At 57.6% G+C, this 16,995-nt stretch carries 21 protein-coding genes; 12 read left to right on the top strand and 9 right to left on the bottom strand.

The genetic code is table 11. The annotated features are described in order from the left end of the window. The first annotated feature begins 383 nt into the window (after positions 1-383). The 9 genes from D1409_RS20860 (at position 384) to D1409_RS20815 (ending at position 6,459) form a co-directional block, all read left to right on the top strand. Positions 384-878, top strand: coding sequence for a DUF411 domain-containing protein (locus D1409_RS20860; protein WP_123538918.1), 495 nt, complete (start codon positions 384-386; stop codon positions 876-878). 52 nt (positions 879-930) lie between these two features. Continuing rightward, entirely contained in the window at positions 931-1,302 is a 372-nt protein-coding gene (locus D1409_RS20855; protein WP_123538917.1) for a hypothetical protein, read from the top strand. 7 nt (positions 1,303-1,309) lie between these two features. Continuing rightward, complete coding sequence (locus D1409_RS20850; protein ID WP_123538916.1) at positions 1,310-2,191, top strand: class I SAM-dependent methyltransferase; 882 nt, start codon at positions 1,310-1,312, stop codon at positions 2,189-2,191. Positions 2,192-2,540: 349 nt separating this feature from the next. After that, on the top strand, positions 2,541-2,681 hold the full coding sequence (locus tag D1409_RS20845; protein WP_123538915.1) for a YHS domain-containing protein: 141 nt from the start codon (positions 2,541-2,543) through the stop codon (positions 2,679-2,681). An 82-nt stretch (positions 2,682-2,763) separates the two neighbouring features. Continuing rightward, positions 2,764-3,357 carry an AsnC family transcriptional regulator gene (locus D1409_RS20840; RefSeq protein ID WP_123538914.1) on the top strand — a complete coding sequence of 198 codons (594 nt, stop codon included), beginning with the start codon at positions 2,764-2,766 and terminating at the stop codon, positions 3,355-3,357. A gap of 12 nt (positions 3,358-3,369) precedes the next feature. Next, positions 3,370-4,008: a MaoC/PaaZ C-terminal domain-containing protein gene (locus tag D1409_RS20835; RefSeq protein ID WP_123538913.1), complete on the top strand. Its 639-nt coding sequence runs from the start codon at positions 3,370-3,372 to the stop codon at positions 4,006-4,008. A gap of 348 nt (positions 4,009-4,356) precedes the next feature. Continuing rightward, positions 4,357-4,980, top strand: a complete 624-nt coding sequence (locus tag D1409_RS20825) for an ABC transporter ATP-binding protein (RefSeq protein ID WP_123538911.1) — start codon at positions 4,357-4,359, stop codon at positions 4,978-4,980. A gap of 127 nt (positions 4,981-5,107) precedes the next feature. After that, positions 5,108-5,710: an ABC transporter permease gene (locus tag D1409_RS20820; RefSeq protein WP_227262413.1), complete on the top strand. Its 603-nt coding sequence runs from the start codon at positions 5,108-5,110 to the stop codon at positions 5,708-5,710. Further along, a complete protein-coding gene (locus D1409_RS20815; RefSeq protein ID WP_049909288.1) occupies positions 5,707-6,459 on the top strand; it encodes an ABC transporter permease in 753 nt (250 codons plus the stop codon). The genes D1409_RS20820 and D1409_RS20815 overlap by 4 nt, the downstream gene beginning before the upstream one ends. A gap of 135 nt (positions 6,460-6,594) precedes the next feature. Here the strand turns inward: D1409_RS20815 and D1409_RS20810 are convergent, their stop codons facing one another. From D1409_RS20810 to D1409_RS20780, 8 genes are all read right to left on the bottom strand, one after another. Beyond that, positions 6,595-7,443 carry a plastocyanin/azurin family copper-binding protein gene (locus D1409_RS20810; RefSeq protein ID WP_227262414.1) on the bottom strand — a complete coding sequence of 283 codons (849 nt, stop codon included), beginning with the start codon at positions 7,441-7,443 and terminating at the stop codon, positions 6,595-6,597. A 134-nt stretch (positions 7,444-7,577) separates the two neighbouring features. Continuing rightward, positions 7,578-7,931 carry an SHOCT domain-containing protein gene (locus D1409_RS20805; RefSeq protein WP_049983674.1) on the bottom strand — a complete coding sequence of 118 codons (354 nt, stop codon included), beginning with the start codon at positions 7,929-7,931 and terminating at the stop codon, positions 7,578-7,580. Positions 7,932-7,937: 6 nt separating this feature from the next. Further along, complete coding sequence (locus D1409_RS20800; RefSeq protein ID WP_004048654.1) at positions 7,938-8,354, bottom strand: DUF302 domain-containing protein; 417 nt, start codon at positions 8,352-8,354, stop codon at positions 7,938-7,940. A gap of 105 nt (positions 8,355-8,459) precedes the next feature. Beyond that, positions 8,460-8,807 carry an SHOCT domain-containing protein gene (locus tag D1409_RS20795; RefSeq protein WP_049986201.1) on the bottom strand — a complete coding sequence of 116 codons (348 nt, stop codon included), beginning with the start codon at positions 8,805-8,807 and terminating at the stop codon, positions 8,460-8,462. Between the two features lie 63 nt (positions 8,808-8,870). Continuing rightward, positions 8,871-9,188 carry a hypothetical protein gene (locus D1409_RS20790; RefSeq protein WP_004048656.1) on the bottom strand — a complete coding sequence of 106 codons (318 nt, stop codon included), beginning with the start codon at positions 9,186-9,188 and terminating at the stop codon, positions 8,871-8,873. 272 nt (positions 9,189-9,460) lie between these two features. After that, a complete protein-coding gene (locus tag D1409_RS24890) occupies positions 9,461-10,165 on the bottom strand; it encodes a DUF7546 family protein (protein WP_123624180.1) in 705 nt (234 codons plus the stop codon). A 33-nt stretch (positions 10,166-10,198) separates the two neighbouring features. After that, positions 10,199-10,780, bottom strand: a complete 582-nt coding sequence (locus D1409_RS20785) for a helix-turn-helix transcriptional regulator (protein WP_004048657.1) — start codon at positions 10,778-10,780, stop codon at positions 10,199-10,201. A gap of 125 nt (positions 10,781-10,905) precedes the next feature. Beyond that, positions 10,906-12,294 (bottom strand): permease, encoded by a 1,389-nt coding sequence (locus D1409_RS20780; protein ID WP_049986199.1) that lies wholly within the window; start codon positions 12,292-12,294, stop codon positions 10,906-10,908. A gap of 328 nt (positions 12,295-12,622) precedes the next feature. Between D1409_RS20780 and D1409_RS20775 the strand changes: the two genes are divergently transcribed. After that, positions 12,623-14,089, top strand: a complete 1,467-nt coding sequence (locus D1409_RS20775) for an amidohydrolase family protein (RefSeq protein WP_123538909.1) — start codon at positions 12,623-12,625, stop codon at positions 14,087-14,089. Between the two features lie 29 nt (positions 14,090-14,118). Here D1409_RS20775 and D1409_RS20770 read toward each other — a convergent pair whose 3' ends face one another. Beyond that, a complete protein-coding gene (locus D1409_RS20770) occupies positions 14,119-14,643 on the bottom strand; it encodes an ArsR/SmtB family transcription factor (protein WP_004048660.1) in 525 nt (174 codons plus the stop codon). Between the two features lie 201 nt (positions 14,644-14,844). Here D1409_RS20770 and D1409_RS20765 point away from each other — a divergent pair, with 201 nt between their 5' ends. Beyond that, on the top strand, positions 14,845-15,060 hold the full coding sequence (locus D1409_RS20765; RefSeq protein ID WP_004594622.1) for a heavy-metal-associated domain-containing protein: 216 nt from the start codon (positions 14,845-14,847) through the stop codon (positions 15,058-15,060). 4 nt (positions 15,061-15,064) lie between these two features. Further along, positions 15,065-16,984 (top strand): heavy metal translocating P-type ATPase, encoded by a 1,920-nt coding sequence (locus D1409_RS20760; RefSeq protein WP_123538908.1) that lies wholly within the window; start codon positions 15,065-15,067, stop codon positions 16,982-16,984. Positions 16,985-16,995: the final 11 nt, after the last annotated feature.

Below are 16,995 nucleotides of genomic sequence, written 5' to 3'. Positions count from 1 at the left end.
GGTGACTTGAGGCTTTTATCGCAAGTAACTCGCTATAGCACGCCTATTTCGAAAAGAGTGGAGACGTCGTTTGGAGTCGCATCAGTTCGACGAGAGCGTATTTCCCACAGTTTCGAGGAGTGAAGTGTCGAAGTCGGTGCGACGAGTCATGCTCTGGGTCATGTTGGGCGCAATTTAAGGCCGATATGCTCGTTGACGGAAAACCGTCACGGCAGCACCCTCGACCGATGAGGGTCGCCACATGGAGACGAATACGGGACTCTGACCTTTGGGGTTTCCTACTCAGAACTGAAAGTCGCCTTCCCCGTCGTGCTTGAATCCGTTCTCAATACACAGGAAAGGTCGACGTACAATTGAATACCCCCGAACCAAGTGACGAACATATGGAACGGACCGTAACTCGTCGCGGACTACTACGGGTCGGTGCGACGACAGTCACACTCGGAATTGCCGGCTGTTTAGGATCATCGAGTGAGGACGAGTGGGACATCGAGGGGACGCTGGCAGTGACGAACGCTCAGCAATACAGTTCACCTGGCTGTAGCTGTTGTGGACGATATGCGTCGTATCTTCGGGACCATCTCGACACGACGCTCGGGGAAACCGAAACCGAGGACGTGGCGGATCTCAAGCGCCAACACGGTATCCCATCGGATTTACAGAGCTGTCACACACTCGTCCTCGACGAGTACGTCGTCGAAGGACACGTCCCTGTCGAGATTATCGCGACGATGCTCGATGAAGAGCCGGCAATCGACGGCATCGCGTTGCCCGGGATGCCGGCCGGTTCACCGGGGATGGGCGGGACGAAGTCCGACACATTCACCGTCTACAAACTCGGCGGCGGAAAGACAGGTAACGTGTACACCGAGATCTGAACAGAGAACACCTGGTCAAGATACTTTGGGACGGCAGTCGACAGCCTGAACGATGATTCGACGACTCCTCCATGGCCTCGGGTATGTGCTCGCGTACGTACTTTTCCTTGGCGCGAATACGCCGGACTCGGTCGTCACCCGTCTTCGCATCGCGTATCGTCTTGTCGGTGTCCGGATCGTCGAGACGCCACAGATCGATTCGGTCGAACGGACGATCTTCCTGTGTCCGTACCGAAATCTGGGCGCCACTTGGTTCGGGGAGAAGTGGATCTGTCACGACATCCTAGACCGCGTGGACGACGGCTACGTGACGTATCTCCGGCGGCACAAGGGAATCGACTACCAGCGTCCTCGCGGGTGTGCCGACCTCGCGTACTGCGACGAATCCGAGTACTGCTATTCGGAGGTTTCCGAACTCGAGTAGGTGACCGATGGATCAAAGTACTCTACGCAACCGGATCACCGACCAGTTCTCCTACCGCGGCGAGCGAGCCGATATCTGGCGGGCGTTCGACCTCCATTTCGATACTGACGAGTTCCTCAATCTCGGCTACTCGGAGTGGTACCAGCCACATATAGCCGGTTCGAGTCAACGTCGCCTCGTCACGGAAGTCGGCTCGAGGGTCGCGTCGCATCTACCCACAACCGACGGAGTGCGCCTCCTCGATGTCGGCTGCGGTCGGGGGGGTCCAGCCCTCCACCTCGCCTATCAGTTCGGCTTCAACGTCACTGGTGTCGACCTCGTTCCGTACAACATCCAGATGGCAACCGAGAACGCACGGGGTAAGCACCTCGATTCCGAGTTCATCATCGGTGACGCGACACAACTCCCGTTTACCAGGGACTCGTTTACCGCGTGTACAGCCATCGACGCGCTCGTATACCTCCCCGAGCGGAATCGCGTTTTCGCTACAGTCGCAGATACCCTCGAACCCGAGGCGGTTCTCGTAGTCTCCGATCTCGTGATGCAGTCAGACGTGACTGAAACGGAACGGAGATTGGTCGATTCATTTGCGGATGCGTGGGATATGCCGTCCTTGGGTACTGTTGAAGGATACAAAGCTGCTCTCGACGAGACAAGCTTTGAGCTCAAAGCGGTCGAAGATATCACGAAACACAGCGTCGGACGCTTCCGAAAGTGGACGACGCTGTACCTCCAGCTACTCACGAGCCCGCTCCGGGCTCTCATTGAACGACTGTTAGGAGCGTATGATCTCGATCCCCTAGCGATTACTGAGCAGGTACGGAAGGCTCACCACGCGCTGCCGTTCCTGCGACACGTTATCTTCGTTGCGGAACTAGAGACTACTTGACTGCTACTTGCACGGCGCAAGAAAGAATCGGATCGTCACGTCGACGCTTGAGCATCCACGAATTTGGATGGACCTGTGGGGTCTTCACTCCTCGTGATTGTCGTGTGGTGGATCGTGACCCATAGGTTTAGAATTGGTTCAGACTCCAGTATTTATATAGGACACAGATAGGAATCCGTTGGTATACTCGAACGATAGTTCGGGATTGTGAGGTACTAACCGTTGATTGTGGAGTCAGAAAAGCCAAACCGTGCAGCACGGCTCAAATCGCTATGTATCCCGACTTTGGATTGCTAAGAACAAATTGCTTGGTTCAGGCCCTCGTACCATTGATGTGGGGTGAAACCGAATGGCAACTGATCCAGTCTGTGGAATGGACGTCGATGAAAGTGATCCGGCGGCCACAACTGAGTACGACGGTCAGACGTACTACTTCTGTGCCGAGGGCTGCAAGGAGACGTTCACCTCGACACCGGAGGATTACGTCTAACCGTCACACCCCACACCTGCGTCGTAGCTCCCCCACACCCACCCCCATTCACCCGATCCCCTCACCCCCATTCCGCCTTTCGATGACCCAACCAGAACTTGACGACACGGATCGCGAAATCCTCCGTCTTTTAGCGGAGAACGCGAGACGACCCTACAGCACTATTGCTGAGGCTGTAAATCTTTCACCCCCGTCCGTTTCAGCACGCGTCCGTCAGTTGGAGCAAGATGATGTCATTCGTCGATTCACCGTTGATCTCGACCTCACACAGTACGAAAACCGGATACACGTCATGGTACGCCTCCAGCCTGAGCTCGGAAAGACAGATTCACTTCGAGAATCGATCCTCAAGGCCCCATACGTAGAACACGTATTCACAACTGCTGAGGGCGAGATCGTGGTTGTTGCGACACCGCCGCGGACTACGGTCGGAAACTGGGTGCAGCACAGTCTACCACTGAGTGACGTGCGACGATACGACGTGCAACTGCTGTCAAGCGCCACCCGTTCAGCCTATGCCAACGGTACTGAATCCGTACTTACGTGCGCACACTGTGGAACCACTATCAGCGAAGACGGAATAGCTACCCGCGTTGGTGGATCACTCCAGCAGTTCTGTTGCAAAGACTGCGAGACCGCGTTCAAAGGAGAGCACGAGAATCCTCAAGAAAAGTAGAACTACAGATCAATGCCTGTTGACCCCGTCTGTGGGATGGAAGTCTCACAAGAAACTGCCGACCCGACTATCGAACACGACGACAAAGTGTATCACTTCTGCTCGGAAGACTGTCGAGCAGTGTTCGAGGAAGTACCTGAGAAGTATACCGAAACGCCACATCCGCATCTCGTTGAATCGGGAGGAATGACGCTCCCCCGAGTGCCATACGGTCGAGCCACTGGAGAGTTCGATCTCTCGATAACCGACCCATCTTCACTTAGCACGGGAGATAGTGTTCGCTTCTCGAAGACGATCACAGACGAGGATGTTAGGAAATTTGCAGAGGCGACCGGAGATACAAACGCGGTCCATCTCAACGAGGCATTCGCTGAAAAGACCCGGTTTGGCCACCGCATCGCTCATGGAACGCTCGTCTCGGGAATGATAAGTGCTGCACTCGCGTGCTTTCCCGGAGTCACGATCTATATTTCCCAGAATTTGGAATTCCGCCGACCAGTCAGCATTGATGACACCCTGACGGCCCGATGTGAGATCACCGACGTTCTCGATAACGACCGATACGAACTCACAACACAGATCGAAGATGATAGTGGAAGCCTCGTTCTCGATGGGGCAGCCACCGTTCTGATCGATCCCCTACCGGACTGAATCCGGCAGGGCTGTCGTGTTGACCACGACGAGATTCCCGAGACCGTCGTATGACATCTGTTGTAGACCAACTCGGAGGCCCATCTAATCAGAAGGGGTATTCGATTCGATAAGTCCGAAAACTCGGCCATCACAGAATAGTGCGGAGGAAATACTACTATTCAGGGTCGCGTTGACAGTGTCGTTTTGGATTTGAAAGAGTAATCGGAGTGAATTAGGAGCGTGTACATGTAGCTGACAATGGGATCATCCACAACTACTACGCCAGAAGGGAACAGTAGTGAGGTACTCGTTCGTGCTGAGGGAGTCGAAAAAACGTACGGGTCAAGACTCCCATTCACACGATCTGTGACCGTCTTGACCGGTGCCGATCTCGAAATTCGGACGGGGGAAATCGTCGGGATCGTCGGCGCGAACGGGTCGGGCAAATCCACGCTCATGAACATCCTCGTCGGTGTCCTCGAACAGGATTCCGGAACAGTCGAACGGACGGGAACCGTTGGCTGGTGTCCACAGGAACCACTGCTTTACGACCGCTTGACGGTCGGAGAGACGTTCCGACTGTTCGGTTCCGGATACGGAATGACCGCCGAAGAAATCGACGAGGCCAAACACCGCTTGGCGTCGAAACTCGATTTCGAGCAGTACCTTGACTACCGAATCGACCAACTCAGTGGTGGAAACCGGCAGAAAATCAATCTCAGTATCGCCCTGATGCACGATCCGGACGTCCTCATGCTGGACGAGCCCTACACTGGATTCGACTGGGAAACGTATCTCACGTTCTGGGATCTCGCTGAGGAACTCGCTGCCGACGGAACAGCTGTCACGATGATTTCACACCTGATCGAAGAGCAAAGTCGTCTCGACCGCATCTATGAGGTTCGTGACGGACAGGTCTACGACGTGACTGACCAGGAAGGCGAGACTGATGCAACGGCCAGTGAACGGGGGGAAGAGACCGATGAATAGGGTTTGGACGGGGATTCGGGCGAACGTCTCCACCTTCCTCAGAACCCCCCTGAATGTTGTCCTAGCACTTCTCCTTCCGATTGTCGTTATCGAAGGCTGGGGACAAGCAATGGCTGGGTTACCAAGTATGCCGACGGTCGAGGCGATTCCGATCGAGCTAGGTCGCCTTCTCGGAGCGATATTCGGGGTCGCCATCATTGCCGGCCTGATGGGACTCGCGCAGATGATTAGTGCGCGTGCAGCCGATCGGCGACTCGTTCAGACAGGCTATCCACCCCGAACACTGCTTGCGACTCGATTAGCGGCGCTCGGAGGAGTGACCGTTGTCGTGGCTGCCGTGAACTACGGCGTTCTCTGGCTGACGATTTCACCGGAAGCCCCTGTCCTGACGTTCGTATTCCTCGTCCTCGCCGGCCTCGTCTATGCGTTTCTTGGCGCACTCGTCGGGGCGCTCCTTCCGCGACTGTTCGAAGGCTCGCTCGTCGTGGTGTTCCTCGCGATGATGGACGCGTTCCTCAGTGGCGACAGCCCGCTGGCTGCTGACATTCCTGAGTTCGTGGAATACTTCCCGCTCTATCATCCGAAGGAACTCCTTCAGGAGGCGATGTTCCAAGGTACATATACGACGGGCGACCTCGGCTTCGTTGCCGGATACCTGCTCGTCTTGCTCGTGCTCGTCACCGTAGTGTTCGGAGTGACGATGCGCACCAGTGGTGGGTGGTCCGCATGAACCGTACGACAACGGCGTTCTCGATCGGCATCAAAGAACAGGCGCGTAACTACGTCCTCGTCGCTCTACTGGTCGTCCTACCGGTCTCGTTCATCACGTTGGCGTTCGCAGTCACCCAGGACGTCGAGATGCCGGTTCGGACGCTCGTCGACGGTGAGACGGCGACGGTCATGCGGGGGATGCCTGAGGTCCACGGCGTGATCATGACGCCGATTACGAGTGCTCTCATCGCCGGACTCGCCGGGTTGTTCCTGATGCGAGAAGCCAAAGACACGGACGGTCGTCTGGCAGTCGCTGGCTATCGTGCATGGCAGGTAATCGCTGCCCGGTTTGGGGTTCTCGCAGCAATTACTCTCATCGTCACCGGTGTCTCAGTTGGTGTGATGCTCGTCGATTTCCAGCCCGAGTATCTCTGGTGGTTCGTCGCAGCGATGCTCGTCGTCTCGGTCACGTATGGTCTCATCGGGATGCTCGTCGGGGCCGTCTTCAACCGCCTAGCCGGGATGTGGCTGATGCTGATTCTCCCGATGCTCGATATCGGACTGTTTCAGGATCCGCTGTTTATTCAATCTGAACCTGATTGGTGGATGAAACTCTTTCCGGGCTATTGGCCAGTCCGTGTAATGGTCGATACCGGACTCACAACCGACGTAGATACGGCTCTCTCGTTGGTGTGGGCTACTGGATATCTTCTCCTCGTAGCCGTGCTCGCAATTGGTGTTTACTACCGAGCCACACAGGCGAGTTGATCACAAGAGAAATCAGTCATAAATGGAACAAAACAAGTCACGGGATCGTTCTGAAATCAAAGGTATCGGTGAGGGCGGTATTCTCTAATCCCCGAATCACTTGACCCCGGTGAGTTCACCCTCTCACGGTGGCAATCAGTTGGAGATGTCCTCATCAGTAGCATCTAATCGCTCACGGCGACGTCTATACTCCTCCTCGTCAATTTCGCCCCTGGCATAGCGGTTCTGGAGCGTTTTTCTGGCTGAGTCGTCGGTAGTCGATTGAGGAGATTTTTGGTTTCCAAGCCAGTAGAGCCCGCCACCGAGAACGCCCAGCATTCCGAGTACGCCACCAACAGCTGGTAGCCCTCCAACTCCACCTCCGTTGCGGCCACTCATCATTCCAGAACCACCTCGTCCCATCATTCCACCACCAGTATTCCCGCTTCCATCGCTGCTTGAGCCGTAGGCGACTGTACCCTGGTCAACAATCGCCTCACTCGATGGGACCTCTCCATCCGGGATTGAATCCTCCTCTGCCGGTCCGCCAGGACTGCCAACTACGATCCGTCCGACCATCCCAATCGACTTGTGCGGGATGCAGTAGTAATCATACGTCCCTGGCGTTTCGAACGTATATTCGAAGCTCCCGTCTGAGATCGTCCCACTATCGAAGGCGGAAGCGCCCTCCGGAATACGATCTGCGTACGCCGTAGCGGAATGTGCCCCCGCTGCGAGTTCAAATTGAACGGTTGTCCCGGGATCAACACGTAGGCCGATTGGGTCGAAGTAATTGTTTCCCATCTCCACGATGGGCGTCTCCTGTGCGTTCGCTGACTGAGCAAAGCCGGTGCTGGCGACTGCGCTGGCACCGACAATGCCTAAGAATTGACGTCGGCTGTGATGTGTCATGTTGTCTGGATCATTCTTCGGTGGGTAGCTACGCGCGATACTGGTGCGAAGACTTCGGACGTGACTCACTCCGAACTTGTCGTTTGTTCCCATTACTACTCATAACCATATGCTGAATCGAGCACACCATTTCGATGTAACGGAACGATGCTGCCGAACGGTTGGTTTCGATACCCTCGAGTCGATCCGCAGGTGTTCAAACGGGTGAAACGCGGTTTGGGTAGTGGTCACTCTGATTGTTCGAGCTTTTCTCGTCGGGCTTCGAACTCTTCGTCCGTGAGATCGCCACGAGCGTACGCCAGACGTAACTCTTCCATCGCGGGATTATGAGACGTCTGTGTCTCGCTCATCCGCCGGAAGATGAGATATCCACCGCCCAGAAGCGCAAGGAGGAAGATGACCGGGACGAGCATCCCGATGAGGGGCCACCAACCACCTGTGGTACCGTACTGGCCCATCATTCCTCCGTATCCCATCATCCCACCGAACCCCATACCCATTGTGAGCAAGGGAAGGAGGATGAACGCTCCGAGGACGATGAGCAGTATCGTCGTCGTATCCAGTTGATCCGATGATGCCATCAGAGATCAGGCCTCCGATGCGGATCCGAACTCGTCAGTTACGGCTGCCAGTACGCGGTCGAATCGTTCGCTGACCTCGGTCGCGACGGAGTCAAGCGCGTCGTTATCAGCGATCCCGACTAACTGTTCCGGGTCGACCGCACTCACCACGATGACGCCGTCATCGTTCTCGTAGACGATGACGTTACAGGGCAAGAGCGCACCGAGTTCAGTTTCTACACTCAACCCTTCGTATGCCAGCGGAGGATTGCACGCACCGAGGATGCGATACTGGCGGAACTCCTCACCGAGTTTCTCCTTGAGCGTCGCCTGAATGTCGATGTCACAGAGAACACCGAATCCCTCGTCTTTGAGCGCGGCATTCGTTGCGTCGACGACATCGTCGAACTCTCCATCAATCTTGGTTTGTATTGTGTAACTCATGTAATACTGTATCCTGTTTACGCACTTAAGCGTTCGGTCCCGTCGCCCCAACTGGCAGACGAGAATTTTTTCTCGACGATGCTCCTTCTATTTCGGTCATGGGCACTACTCGAGTTGCTTTCGTCGACGTTCGAACTCTTCATCGGAGAGTTCACCGCGAGCGTAACGCTCACGAAGAACCGAAAGCGGCCGACTATCACTCCTCTCAGAATCTCTGTTGAGGAGTGAGTAGACGAGATAGAGCGGGACGACGATTAGGAGCCCCATCCAAAGGAAGCTCCAGAGGCCCATTCCACCGCTGAAGACCCCCCAACCGCCGCTACCCATCATACCGCCGCCGTAGCCTCCACCACCGTGAGCCGCTGCGGTGCCCGTTGCTACAATCAACAGCGGAACCGCTAGTATTGCGATTCGACGAGTCGTCCGCCCGAGAGTGTTGGTGTAGTGTGTCATTGTGATCGTTGAGTCAGTAAGTCGAATATCTATCGTGTCAGACGAGGATCCGAACAGGGATCGTTAGCAGCCGTACCCCTGTCCGTTCATCCCCGTCGCGGTGTGATTGTCGTCCGCCATATCTTGGGCCATCTCGTCGACGGTCACGCCCATGTGCGCTTCCATCTCGTCAACGGCATTCGGGCCCATGTAGTCGGTCATGTGACCTTCCATCCAGGCCGCCCAGTCTGCTGCACTACCATCGGCTGGCGTCCCTTCAGCTGCCGTCTCGTTCCCCTGGATCGGTTCGTCACCGTGTGCGCTAACTACCGGGGCGGCAAACGCGAGTCCGACAATCGCGAGCACCACGAGCAGCCATCGTCCGAGGTTTCGGTTGGTCATTGTTTTTCGCCTCAAGTAGTCATACGGTGGGTTCGGAGTTATCTTCGTGGGAGTGAACTCAAACAGGAGAGCGTTCAAGAACGTCTATAACGCCATCTAAACGTTTTCTACTGACGGGATCGTTCATACCTGCCGAATTCGAAAGGATCAGAGGAATGGTGAGAGCAAAGGGGATCCGTCGAGACTGTTCACCTCATTGCGGCGATCCAGACAATAACCACGGTTCAGGCGGCGAGGGAGGCTCGGGTATTGCTGACCACGAACGAGATGGATCAGTTCCCTCGGAACTGGTGATACTGCCTCGTGAGTGCCTGACGATGGTAGAGGATTCCAATTGTCATGAGGAACAGAACGGTCGCAATTTCGTAGCCATACGCACCAAGCAATAACATCGTTGAAGAACCACTCAGTCCGCCTGCAAGTAGTACGGCAAACAACGGGCTAACGCAGGCAGGGCACGCCACAATCCCGACTATTCCTCCGACTGCCGACTGCGAGAAATCAAGCAATGCATCATAGACGAGATACGCCAGCGCGAACAGGCCAACCGCTTGGTAAGGAATGAGCGAGACCGTGATCAGGTCACCTGTATAGACGAAGACCGGACTCCATCCCAAAGATCGACCCCACGTTATTCCGAAGCCGCTTGGTCCAGTGAGCTGCCCGAAATGAGAGGTGCTCGGTCCAAGTAATCCTGAAAAATAAAACATCACGATGAGATATAGAGCAACGACAAGTGCGGCACCAATACGATACACTCGACGTTTCGTTACAGGTCGAGTGTGCCAGATCACCCAGACTGAGGCGGTGAACCAAATAAATGGAAGGACGAAATGGGTCCACCGGCTCCCCATATCTCCTGTGAAATATGCGTACACCAACCCGGCGATCAACTGTGCGGCGAGGAGGAGATTGAGCCACGTGCTTGACTTGAGAACCCGGCTAATGCGATCAGTTTCGAGTGTTGCTTGTGACATGATGGGTAGTGTTAGTATGAATTTCTACGTCTGTTAGTTCTGCAGGTCATCACTCGGATACACGCGGTAGGTTCGACCCTGTCGTTCCCGATACAGCAGCCCGCGCTCCTCGAGTGAACTCACGGTCTGGCTCACTTTACTCTTTGAGAACTCAGATCGATCCCGAAGTTCGATCTGCGTGATTCCAGGCGAGTTCAGGACGGGTTCAAGGACGCGTCGTTCATCATCCGGTAAGAGATCGAGAACGCGCGCTTGCGGATCCGATTCAGGATTGATAGGCGTCGCCGGCGAGGCGTCATCGTCTATCGATGTAGGCGTTGCCTCCGATACCTGATCGGGGTCGATGTGATCCGCTGAGTCGGTTGTCGAATCGATGAGATTCCCTCGAACCACGTAATAGATGCCACCGATACTGCCTGCGACCAGAAGGGTTCCAACCACGTACCAGAGAGGATCTGGACCGTGAATCGCCCCCATAGACGAGTCCATCATCGGCCCCATCGACTGCTCGATAGCGCGACGCTGTTGATAGGCCCGCCAACTGAGTAGTCCGCCAGCCAAGAGGACGAACCCAAGGAGCACACCAACGACGGTATCCGCTGGACGTTGGTTCATATGACATCCCCTTGTTTCGATATCTGACTGCTCATACAATCAATTTTGGCGCGACAGGTGTGACAATTGCGGATTGAAGGTGCGATGATGAAGTGCTTCACAGCGGATGAACCACAGTACATCTATCAGTGATCGTGATCGTGGTTTGTTATCTGCGGGCTTTGATCAGCAAATTCCGTGGGCTCTTCCTCGAATGCCCGCTTACAGGTCTTCGAGCAAAAATAGTACGTCATCCCATCATTGGACGCACTCGGCCCCTCATCGTCGGTCCGCATGCCACACACCGGATCACGATACTGACCTGGTGCGCCGATTCCACGTCGGTAGACATACAGGAGGAACCCGGAGAGCGCGAAGGCGATAATATTGAGGTAGAACGTGTAGTTGAGCTCGAAGTACGTCTGTTCGGTCGCCGTCTCGCCACCGGCCAGATCTGGTACGATGCCGAGGGCGTCGAACAGCAACTCCATGAGGAAGCCAGTGAACGCCATCGTCACGAAGAAGACGCCAAGGATGTACAGCATGATCTTCCAGCCGTAGTACTTCCGGTAGACGTTCAGCACGGGCACGGTGATGAGGTCGGCGTAGACGAACGCGATGATCCCGGCGAAGCTGACGCCACCACCCCAGAGCGCGACGGCGAACGGGACGTTGCCCATACTGCCGACGAAACTGAGGACGGCGATGATGACGCCCATGACGGCGTTCTCGGCAGTCACGAGCAGGCCGTCGCCCTGAATGAACAGCGTGTTCCACACCCACTGCGGGACGAAGACGATGACGAACCCAGAAATAAGGAAGCCGGCGACGATGTCTTTCCAGATCATCGACCACTCCTTGCGGTACTGATTCCCGACCTTGTACCAGCCACCCCACGACAGCAACTCGTCACGCCACCCGCCGCTACTCGACGTCTCCTGGCGATAGGTCTCCATACAGCCCTCCGAGCAGAATTTGAGCGTCTCACCGCCGTCGGTCGTGAGCGTGTACTCGTCTTTCCCCTCCATCCCGCAGGTGGGATCTTCCGTGACGCCCGCCTGGCGGTCGCGCTCGTTGAGCTTCTCGCGGACTTCGTTAAACAGGTTTTCGGGAAGCGTGAGGTGGACGATGGCGGCCATGACGGCGATGAGAATCAGGCCGCCGAGCAGTTCCGCGACGAGGAACTCCCAGCCAAGCAGGATGAGAATCATCAGCCCTAGTTCGACGATGAGGTTCGTCGACGCGAACATGAACGCGAGGAAGTTCACCGCGTGCGCCCCCTTCTTGAACAGGCCCTTCCCGATGGCGACGGCGCCGAAACTACAGCCACTGCTTGCTGCTCCGAACACAGTCGCCTTGGTAAGTCCAGTTAGATCGCCCTCACCCAGCACCTGTGCCATCCGCTCCTTCGAGACGTAGACCTGGACGAGACTCGTAATCGTGAGGCCCATGATGATCGCCCACGCCGCCGTCCAGAGAAATCCGACACCGATACGAAGGGATTCAAGAACTCCGTCGATTATCGTCGCCTGCATAGGTGTATCATTGTAGGGATCATCTATTGCGGTTTTGATTAGAATATACTGCCTATGAGGGTATCAGTACTATGGCATCGTAACCGTCGGCCATAGATGATCTATCGTGAAGAGGGGAAAACATTGCAAACCTCCACAAGCTCCACGGAATCCGACTTCAGATTCAAAAGGGGAATCTGATTAAATCACGCCGACGTATTAGAGGCTAATGGGACCAGTAGAGACCGATGATATCCCAAATGAGGGGAACACCACCTGGAAGAACAGCCTTCGCCGGCCTGCTCGGTTGTCCAGTACGGTAACTGTCACATCCACTTCCTAATTTACGATGGCTGTCGATCTGGCAATCCATGATGCACTCGTTCTCACAGCCGACGAGCGGAACCGCCTGTACGAGCGCGGCACAGTATGCATCACCGATGGCTGTATCGAAGAAGTCCGACCATCACGTGCAGGAGACGGAGAATTAGAAGCGTCCACCGTTATCGACGGGAACGGGAAACTGGTGATGCCGGGGTTGGTGAACGCCCACACGCACTTGGAGATGACACCGCTCATCGGTGCGTTTAGCGAACTCGAGCTGACGGAGATGCTTGGGAGTGGGACGGCCTTGTTTAACAGATTAGGGAACGGCGAATTCGAGTACCTCGTCGAGGCAGGCGTCGAGCTCGCAGCGCTCAATTTCCTCTTGGGCGGTGTCACGACCGTGAACTCGATGGACGCACGGCCTGCCGCAGGTGCAGAGGCGTTCGGGGAAGCAGGGCTCCGCGGATTTTTCGGCCCGGCGATCTCGGACCTCTTCTGGGACCAACCAGTCGATCAGCAGTTCTCCCGTGCTCGCGAGTTCGTCGAAACGTACCACGACACGTACGACGGCCGAATCAGGGCGACGATCTGCCCGCACGACGACTGGTCGTGTACCCGGCAGCTGTGGGAACGGACCGCATCCCTCGCCGCAGAGTATCCGGACCTGCTCGTCCACACGCACTTGCTCGAACTCGAGGAGAGTAACACGATGGCACGAGCGAACGGTGGCGAGGACTCGGTAGGATTGCTCGACGACGTTGGACTCCTGGACGACCGACTGGTCGCTGCTCACTTCCGCCTCGGCGACGAAGAGGACATCCAGCGAACCGCCGAGGCGGACGCGGCTGTTGCGCACTGCCCGTCCGTCTTCTGTTACTGGAATCCGGACGGGGAGACGCAGTGGACGCCCGTTCCCGAGCTTCGAGCCGCCGGCGTCGACGTCGGAGTAGGGATTGACGACCACTACTGGCACGACTCGTACAGCATGTTCGGTGAAGCGCGGCAAGCTCGGCTGGCGGCAAATCTCAAGCGTTCAGCCGGGCAGTTCGACTCGATGGAACTGATACGAATTCTCACTATCGAGGGCGCACGCGCGCTGGGGATGGGCGACGAGATCGGCAGTATCGAAGCGGGAAAGCGCGCGGATATTATCCTCCTCGACGTCGACAAACCGAAGTTCACGCCACTGACCAACGTTCCCGCACACGTCGTGAACAACGCGGTCCCGGCCGACGTCGAGACAGTGATCGTTGACGGCGACGTCGTCCTCCGGAATGGTGTGCCCGAGACAATGGACTCGGACGACGTGCGACAGCGAGTAAATCAGGCTGTCGAACGCTTCATGGACGAGACAGGCTGGGAGTTAGACATTGGTGGTAGTGAACCGCCGACCAGCATCGAGACTGTACGGGACCTCCCAAAGCGTGGCCCTGCGCGACTCCTGACTCGCCTCGCGATGCAATCCGCGCGTGATCGGTTCTCCTTCTAAGACCCTGCCAGCGTAGGGGTGGTTCCCCCTCAGGAATTTCTGTGGGCGCGAACGAACGCACGTCGCAGGACGGTCAGAAGAACGTACGTCTCGTACTTCTGGGTCTGGCAGTGCTCGCAGGGCTGCATATCCTCGACGATCTCCTCAATAGCGTCGTCGTACTCGTCGGTGAGCGTAGTGAGCGCGTCCGTGATCTGGGGCTGGGCAGCGTCGATCATCTCCTCGACGGCGGCGTCGGCCGAATCTGGTAGTGAGTACGAGAGGACGATCGTGTTCGCGTGGTAGTACTTCGTCGTCCCACCACGCCCCTCCTCGAAGCGAACGACGTCGACGAGGCCCGCATCCCGGAGCTCGTTGATGTGATGGCGGACCGTGTTCTCCGTCCGGTCGATGCCGCGATCGTCGAGGCGTTCGTGGACCTCGGTCGCAGTTAGGGCTTCCTCGGACAGAATGTCGAGGACCATCGCCCGCATCGGCTCGTCGATGGCGTCCGAAATCCGAGTGTCTCGCACCGCGATGTCGTCGAGACGGTGGTCGGTATCGGAATCACTCATACGAGGACTGAGCGCGAGCACGCGGGAAAAGGTAGCGGGGCAGGAGTCGGGTAGGTGTCTGTCGAGGTATCCAGTACAGGATGGACCCGCGATAGCGAAAGCCCTAGACGACCCGTTTGACTGTTCCAACGACTCGTATCCGAATTCAAACATATCATATAAAAAATACTTATTGAGGTACGGGCACTATCTCAAACTGTAATGAGCGACACAACCCAATTCCGCGTCCTCGACTTCGACTGCCCGACCTGCGCGAGTACCGTCGAACGCGCCCTGTCGAACGTCGACGGCGTCCAGCACGTCGAAGTCCACTACGCGACCGGCCGCGTCGAGATCGAGTACGACGACAGCGTCGCTGACCCCGACGCCTTCGCAGAGACCATCGAAAACCAGGGGTACACTCCCCAGCCCGCCTAACACTATGAACAAACAATCGATCACGCAGTACTACCGGAACCACCGGAAGGCCATCGTCACGGCGACAAGCGGCCTGCTGTACGGCGGTGGCTGGAGTCTCGGCTACCTCACGAGTTTCGAGATGGCAAGCGCCGCCATCCTCGTCCTCGCGACGGTCGTGGGTGGCTACGACATCGCCAAGACCGCTTACCACGAGGTCACCAACCGGACGCTCGGCATCAAGACGCTGGTGACGCTGGCTGCAATCGGCGCCATCGTCATCGGCGAGTACTGGGAAGCCGCCGCCGTCGTCTTCCTGTTCAGCCTCGGCAGCTACCTCGAGGGCCGCACCATGCGGAAGACTCGGACGGCCCTCCAGGAGCTGCTGGAGATGACGCCCGACACGGCGACCGTCCGTCGCGACGGGACACTCCAAAAGGTCTCCGCCCGCGATGTCGAAGAGGGCGAAGTCGTCGTCGTAAAGCCGGGCGGGAAGATCCCGGTCGACGGAACCGTCGTCGACGGCGAGAGCGCAGTCAACCAGGCGCCGGTCACCGGCGAGAGCGCGCCCGTCCACAAGGCCGACAGCGACGAGGTGTACGCCGGGACGGTCAACCAGGAGGGCGCGCTAGAAATCCGGACGACGGGAGCGGGATCGGATACGACTCTCGAACGGATCATCCGTCGCGTCGAGGAGGCCCAGGAGGCTCAGTCGCCCACGGAGAGTCTCATCGACCGGTTCGCGAAGTACTACACGCCGGCCGTCATTGCCCTGGCTATCGGCGCGTACGCGGTCACGCAGAACGCGATCCTGTCGCTGACGCTGCTGGTCATCGGCTGTCCGGGCGCGCTGGTCATCGGGCCACCGGTCAGCATCGTCTCGGCCATCGGTAACGCCGCCCGGTCGGGCGTGCTGATGAAGGGCGGCGAACACCTCGAACGCGCCGGCAAGATCGATCTCGTCGCCTTCGACAAGACGGGGACGCTCACGAAGGGCGAGACCACCGTCTCCGACATCGAGGGGTTCGGCGTCGCCGCCGCCGACGTCCTCTCGCTCGCAGCGACCGCCGAGAAGAAGAGCGAACACCACCTCGCGGACGCCATCGTCGACATGGCCCGCGAACGCCAGACGGCTGCGACGGACGGTGGAGCGACGGTCGCCCAAGCGGACGATACGGACGTGGGGCGCAGGTCGGTCCCCGATCCCGACGACTTCGACGTGGTCGCCGGCAAGGGCGTCATCGCCCATGCCGATGGCCAGGAAGTCGTCGTCGGCAACCGCGCGCTGCTGGACGACCGCGACGTCGATGTCCCCGATCGGGTCGCCGACTACGTCCGCGAGCGTGAGGGGCGCGGCGAGACAGTCGTCCACGTCGTTCGGGACGGGGACATCATCGGCGCGATTGCGATGCGGGACGAGCTCCGGGAGGCCGCTCCTGGGGTCGTCGCGGCGCTCCAAGACGCTGGCATCGAGACGGTGATGCTCACCGGCGACAACGATCGGACGGCCGCTGCCGTTGCCGAGGAGGTCGGTATCGACGAGTACCGTGCCGAACTCCTCCCCGAGGACAAGCAGTCCGTCATCGAGGGCTACCAGGCCGACGGCCACGTCGTCGCGATGGTCGGCGACGGCATCAACGACGCGCCATCGCTGGCCACTGCCGATGTCGGCATCGCGATGGGTGCTGCGGGAACGGACACCGCTATCGAAACGGCTGACATGGCGTTGATGGCCGACGACCTCGAACGCATCCCGTACGCGGTCAAACTCAGCAAGGCGACGCGCTGGAACGTCCTCGAGAACGTCGGGATCGCGGTGCTGACCGTGACCGTCCTCCTCGCGGGCGTGCTCACCAGCTACGTCACCCTCGCGTCGGGAATGCTGGTCCACGAGGCCAGCGTCCTCCTCGTCATCCTCAACGGGATGCGACTGCTCCGCTACTGACCACGAGACAC

Source organism: Halosimplex salinum (assembly GCF_003730195.1).
GTDB classification, from domain to species: domain Archaea; phylum Halobacteriota; class Halobacteria; order Halobacteriales; family Haloarculaceae; genus Halosimplex; species Halosimplex salinum.
Note: the sequence above shows the minus strand (reverse complement) of the source record. Positions and strands in the feature narration are given on the sequence as shown.

Excerpts from the sequence above, each read along its gene's own strand:
- D1409_RS20795 (WP_049986201.1), bottom strand. The coding sequence starts at position 8,807 with ATGACACACTACACCAACACTCTCGGGCGGACGACTCGTCGAATCGCA.
- D1409_RS20760 (WP_123538908.1), top strand. The coding sequence starts at position 15,065 with ATGAACAAACAATCGATCACGCAGTACTACCGGAACCACCGGAAGGCC.
- D1409_RS20860 (WP_123538918.1), top strand. The coding sequence starts at position 384 with ATGGAACGGACCGTAACTCGTCGCGGACTACTACGGGTCGGTGCGACG.
- D1409_RS20785 (WP_004048657.1), bottom strand. The coding sequence starts at position 10,780 with ATGAACCAACGTCCAGCGGATACCGTCGTTGGTGTGCTCCTTGGGTTC.
- D1409_RS20815 (WP_049909288.1), top strand. The coding sequence starts at position 5,707 with ATGAACCGTACGACAACGGCGTTCTCGATCGGCATCAAAGAACAGGCG.
- D1409_RS20810 (WP_227262414.1), bottom strand. The coding sequence starts at position 7,443 with ATGGGAACAAACGACAAGTTCGGAGTGAGTCACGTCCGAAGTCTTCGC.
- D1409_RS20775 (WP_123538909.1), top strand. The coding sequence starts at position 12,623 with ATGGCTGTCGATCTGGCAATCCATGATGCACTCGTTCTCACAGCCGAC.
- D1409_RS20765 (WP_004594622.1), top strand. The coding sequence starts at position 14,845 with ATGAGCGACACAACCCAATTCCGCGTCCTCGACTTCGACTGCCCGACC.
- D1409_RS20770 (WP_004048660.1), bottom strand. The coding sequence starts at position 14,643 with ATGAGTGATTCCGATACCGACCACCGTCTCGACGACATCGCGGTGCGA.
- D1409_RS20780 (WP_049986199.1), bottom strand. The coding sequence starts at position 12,294 with ATGCAGGCGACGATAATCGACGGAGTTCTTGAATCCCTTCGTATCGGT.
- D1409_RS20850 (WP_123538916.1), top strand. The coding sequence starts at position 1,310 with ATGGATCAAAGTACTCTACGCAACCGGATCACCGACCAGTTCTCCTAC.
- D1409_RS20855 (WP_123538917.1), top strand. The coding sequence starts at position 931 with ATGATTCGACGACTCCTCCATGGCCTCGGGTATGTGCTCGCGTACGTA.
- D1409_RS20835 (WP_123538913.1), top strand. The coding sequence starts at position 3,370 with ATGCCTGTTGACCCCGTCTGTGGGATGGAAGTCTCACAAGAAACTGCC.
- D1409_RS20820 (WP_227262413.1), top strand. The coding sequence starts at position 5,108 with ATGCCGACGGTCGAGGCGATTCCGATCGAGCTAGGTCGCCTTCTCGGA.
- D1409_RS20790 (WP_004048656.1), bottom strand. The coding sequence starts at position 9,188 with ATGACCAACCGAAACCTCGGACGATGGCTGCTCGTGGTGCTCGCGATT.
- D1409_RS20840 (WP_123538914.1), top strand. The coding sequence starts at position 2,764 with ATGACCCAACCAGAACTTGACGACACGGATCGCGAAATCCTCCGTCTT.
- D1409_RS20800 (WP_004048654.1), bottom strand. The coding sequence starts at position 8,354 with ATGAGTTACACAATACAAACCAAGATTGATGGAGAGTTCGACGATGTC.
- D1409_RS20845 (WP_123538915.1), top strand. The coding sequence starts at position 2,541 with ATGGCAACTGATCCAGTCTGTGGAATGGACGTCGATGAAAGTGATCCG.
- D1409_RS20805 (WP_049983674.1), bottom strand. The coding sequence starts at position 7,931 with ATGGCATCATCGGATCAACTGGATACGACGACGATACTGCTCATCGTC.
- D1409_RS24890 (WP_123624180.1), bottom strand. The coding sequence starts at position 10,165 with ATGTCACAAGCAACACTCGAAACTGATCGCATTAGCCGGGTTCTCAAG.